Source organism: Streptomyces sp. NPDC057307 (assembly GCF_042667665.1).
GTDB lineage: Bacteria > Actinomycetota > Actinomycetes > Streptomycetales > Streptomycetaceae > Streptomyces.
On the sequence record NZ_JBHUZM010000257.1, the window covers coordinates 1 to 4,266 of the forward strand.

Sequence of the window (4,266 nt, forward strand, 5' to 3'; positions counted from 1 at the left end):
GCACGGGGAGTTCGTACTCCCCGGGCCCCTTCGTGTCGTCCGACGGGCACGCCGCCGCCGCTCAGCCGAGCCGTTTGACGGCGGCCTCCACGCGTTCGTCGGTCGCCGTGAGGGCGACGCGTACGAAACGGTCGCCGGCGGGCCCGTAGAAGTCCCCGGGCGCCACCAGGACCCCCAGCTCCGCCAGATGGGCCACCGTCCGCCAGCACGGCTCGTCACGGGTCGCCCAGAGGTACAGGCTCGCCTCGCTGTGCTCGATCCGGAAGCCGTGGCCCTCCAGGGCCGCCCGCAGGGCGGTGCGGCGGGCGACGTACCGCGCGCGCTGCTGGGCCACATGGGTGTCGTCGCCCAGCGCCGCGACGGTCGCCGCCTGCACCGGGGCCGGCGTCATCATGCCGCCGTGCTTGCGGATCTGGAGCAGCTCGCCCAGGACGGCCGCGTCGCCCACGAGGAAGGCCGCGCGGTAGCCGGCCAGGTTGGAGCGCTTGGAGAGCGAGTGGACGGCCACGACGCCCTCGTACGAGCCGCCGCAGACGTCCGGGTGGAGCACGGAGACGGGCTCGGCCTCCCAGCCGAGTTCCAGGTAGCACTCGTCGCTGAAGAGCAGCACGCCGTGCTCACGGGCCCAGGCGACGATCCGGGTCAGTTCGGCCTTGTCCAGGACCCGGCCGGTCGGGTTCGACGGCGAGTTCAGCCAGAGCAGCTTCAGGCCCGCCGGGTCGAGTTCGGTCGGGTCTTCGTAGGAGACGGGCTCCGCGCCGCACAGCCGGGCACCCACCTCGTACGTCGGGTAGGCCAGCCGCGGATACGCGACCCGGTCACCGGCGCCGAGACCGAGCTGGGTCGGCAGCCAGGCCACCAGCTCCTTGGAGCCGACCACCGGAAGGACGTTGGTGTGCGCGACGTCGCGCGCGCCGAGCCGCCGTTCGGCCCAGCCCGTCAGCGCGTCGCGCAGCTCGGCCGTGCCCCACACCGTGGGATAGCCCGGCGAGTTCGCCGCGGCGACCAGGGCCCGCTGGATCAGGTCGGGGACCGGATCGACCGGGGTCCCGACGGACAGGTCCACGATGCCGTCCGGATGGGCGGCCGCTGTCGCCTTGTAGGGCTCCAGCTTGTCCCAGGGGAAGACCGGAAGTCGCGAAGAGACTGCGGACACGGTGCTCACTTTCTCGACAGTGCTCATGGGTCGCCCACTTGTCGGTACGACGGGGAAACACCTCGGTCCCGTACGGCGAGGTGCCGTACGGGACCGGGACCGCGCCTGTCAGTCGTTCTGGGGCTGAGGCGGCAGTGCGGCGATGAAGGGGTGGTCGCGCTCGATGAGACCGAGCTTGGACGCGCCACCGGGGGAACCGAGCTCGTCGAAGAACTCCACGTTCGCCTTGTAGTAGTCCTTCCACTCCTCCGGAGTGTCGTCCTCGTAGAAGATTGCCTCGACCGGGCAAACCGGCTCACAGGCGCCACAGTCGACGCATTCGTCCGGGTGGATGTACAAGGACCGGGAGCCCTCGTAGATGCAGTCGACCGGGCACTCTTCGATGCACGCCTTGTCCTTGAGATCCACACAAGGCTGCGCGATGACGTAGGTCACGCTGTCGTTCCTCCTCGATAGGGCGCGGCGGGCCATCTGCGGCTCCGTCCACGGGCGCGCGGGAGCGCGGCGTCGTCGATGCCCGCACCTAGTATCTCCGTTCCTGGGCACGATCCGCACAGGAGGGGCGCACAGAGCTGTGGAATTCACAACCGGAGGACGGCTGGAGGTCCGGATCACCCCCGCCGACGTGGGAAAACGTGTGTCTGTCCGCCGTTTGACCGGCGCCGTCGACGGCGCGGAGAAGTTCACCGACACGGTCGGTGTTCTCACATCCTGGGACGACAATGTGGTCCTCATCACACGACGCACGGGAGAGACCGTCCGGATAGCGGAATCCTCGCTCGTCGCGGGCAAGGTCGTTCCGGCCGCGCCGGCGCGGCGCCGGGGTCCCGCCGCCTCCTTCCGGGAGCTGGCCCGGGTGGCCGCGCGCGCGTGGCAGCCGGTGGAGAGCGAGGCGCTGGGCGAGTGGGAGCTGCGGGCGTCCGCAGGATTCACCCGGCGCGCCAACTCGGTGCTGCCGCTGGGCGAGCCGGGAATGCCTCTGGACGAGGCTCTGGGGCGCGTACGGCGCTGGTACGACCGGCGAGGGCTGCCCGCGTACATCCAGACGGCCACGGGCGCGGAGGGGACGCAGGAGCTGCTCTGCGCGGAGCTTGAGGCACGGGGCTGGCGGCGGGAGGTCACGGCCGAGCTGCGCGTCGGCGCGCTGGCGCCGCTGGTGGACGCGGGGCCGGACGAGGACTCCGCCGCGCGCGTACGGCTCGACCGCGCCTGCGACGAGGCGTGGCTGCGCCGCTACCAGCGCTTCGACGAGCCCGGTCCGCACGTACTGCGGGTACTCGGCAGCGGGCCGTCCGTGTGGTTCGCGTCGGTCGCCGGCGACGACGGGGTGCCGGCCGCGATCGGCCGATGTGTCGTGGACGGGCGCTGGGCGGGCTTCATGGCCGTCGAGGTCGATCCCGCGCGACGGCGGCAGGGGCTGGCGAGCGCGGTGATGCGCGCGCTCGCCGCGCGCGCTCTTGAGGAGGGCGCGTCGGCCGGGTGGCTGCAGGTCGAGTCGGACAACGAGGCGGCGGGCGCGCTGTACGACGGCATGGGCTTCGCCACGCATCACCGGTACCACCACTTCCGAGCCGCGTGAGGAGCGACGGACCGGCCATGGAACCTCAACCGCCCCTGCCCGACCGCCGGAGCCGGTTCGCCGCCGAGGCGCGCGCGGAGCGGCCCGACGTCGCGCTGCTCTGCCTCCTCATCGGTACGGAGGCGGACCCGGCGCTGGACGAGGCCGGGCTCGACGCGGCGCAGATCGAACTCGACCGGCTGGCCGGGATGCTGCCCTTCGGCCTCACCGGCCCGCGCGCCTGGGCCGCCGCGCTGGCGGACCTGCTGGGCGCGCGCCTCGGCTTCCGGGGCACGCCGGGCGAGTACGGGCGCCTGGAAGCGTCACTGCTGCACGAAGTCCTGCGCCGCAGGCGCGGGTTGCCGATCCTGCTGTCCGTGCTGTGGACCGAGGTCGCGCGCCGCGCGGGGGCGCCGGTGTACGGGGTGGCCCTGCCCGGTCACTTCGTCGTCGGCCTCGGGTCGCCCGAGGAGCCCGACGAGCGGGTCCTGGTGGACCCGTACGCGGGCGGCAGGCTCCTGACCCGGCAGGACACCGAGACGCTGGTGACGGGGGCGACAGGGGCCCCTCTGGAGCCGTCGATGCTGCGCCCGGCGGAACCGCTCCACGTCGTGGTCCGCATCCTGAACAACATCCGCGCGTGGGCGGCGACGCGCCCCGAACGCGGCGATGTCGCGCTGTGGGCGGTCGAACTCAGCCTCCTGCTCCCGTCCCACCCGGCCCGCCTCCGCTACGAACGCGCCCAACTGCTGGTGCGGCGGGGAGATTTCCTGACGGGGGCGGCGGAGATGGACGAGTACGCGGAGGTGGTGTCGGCGGTGGAACCGTCGACGGCGGAGGCGATCCGCCACAAGGCGCGGGCGGCGCGGGCGATGCTGAACTGAGCGGGGGCGTGTGGCGGCGCCGCGCGGGACGTGCCGCCCGGCTGTCCGCGCCCCTGCCCGGGTCGGCCCGCTTGGTTGCGCTGTGACGCCGAACGCGGGGGCGTGGCCGCCCGGTGGGTCGGGTGACGGACCGCGTGCGCGGCATGGCGTTCGGCCGTCGGCGAGCCGACCGGGGCCGGCCCGGCCGGGTCATGTGACCTCGACCGCTGGACAGGACACGTCCGCGCGGGCCGTCGAGCGGTCGCGTACGCGACACAGCGGGGGGGGGCGCGTCCGCCGCATGGCGTTCGGCCGTCGGCGAGCCGGAGCACAGCCGCCCACCCCACGGAGGGCGGCCGGTGGCCGGGCGTGCCGACCGTAGTCGGCCCAGGTCGGGTCATGTGACCTCGACCGCTGGACCGGACGCGTCCGCGCGGACCATCAAGCGGTCACGTACGCGACACGGCGCCCGCGGCCACGGAGACGCGGCCAGCCACCACCAGACGGAAGCCCCCACCTCTACGCCGGGCCGGACGCGGGGGCCGCGCACGCCGCATGGCGTTCGGCCGTCGGCGAGCCGGAACCCTTGCCACCCGGCGGGCCGCCCCCGTACCGAACTTCGAACTCCGACACATGGCCGGCCCGCCGGCACACGGACACGGCCCGCCCCCGGCGCCGGAGTCCGGCGG

The 4,266-nt window shown here is 73.7% G+C and carries 4 protein-coding genes; 2 read left to right on the forward strand and 2 right to left on the reverse strand.

All coding sequences use genetic code 11. The features are described from left to right. Nucleotides 1-61: 61 nt before the first annotated feature. The gene (locus ACFUN8_RS37030; RefSeq protein WP_383647748.1) at nt 62-1,156 is read right to left on the reverse strand and encodes a bifunctional succinyldiaminopimelate transaminase/glutamate-prephenate aminotransferase; all 1,095 of its coding nucleotides are present in this window, start codon (nt 1,154-1,156) and stop codon (nt 62-64) included. 108 nt (nt 1,157-1,264) lie between these two features. Beyond that, nucleotides 1,265-1,591: a ferredoxin gene (fdxA, locus tag ACFUN8_RS37035; protein WP_189111520.1), complete on the reverse strand. Its 327-nt coding sequence runs from the start codon at nt 1,589-1,591 to the stop codon at nt 1,265-1,267. A gap of 139 nt (nt 1,592-1,730) precedes the next feature. Between fdxA and ACFUN8_RS37040 the strand changes: the two genes are divergently transcribed. Continuing rightward, on the forward strand, nt 1,731-2,735 hold the full coding sequence (locus ACFUN8_RS37040) for a GNAT family N-acetyltransferase (RefSeq protein WP_383647752.1): 1,005 nt from the start codon (nt 1,731-1,733) through the stop codon (nt 2,733-2,735). A 17-nt stretch (nt 2,736-2,752) separates the two neighbouring features. Then, nucleotides 2,753-3,598 (forward strand): tetratricopeptide repeat protein, encoded by an 846-nt coding sequence (locus ACFUN8_RS37045; protein ID WP_383647755.1) that lies wholly within the window; start codon nt 2,753-2,755, stop codon nt 3,596-3,598. Nucleotides 3,599-4,266 lie beyond the last annotated feature (668 nt).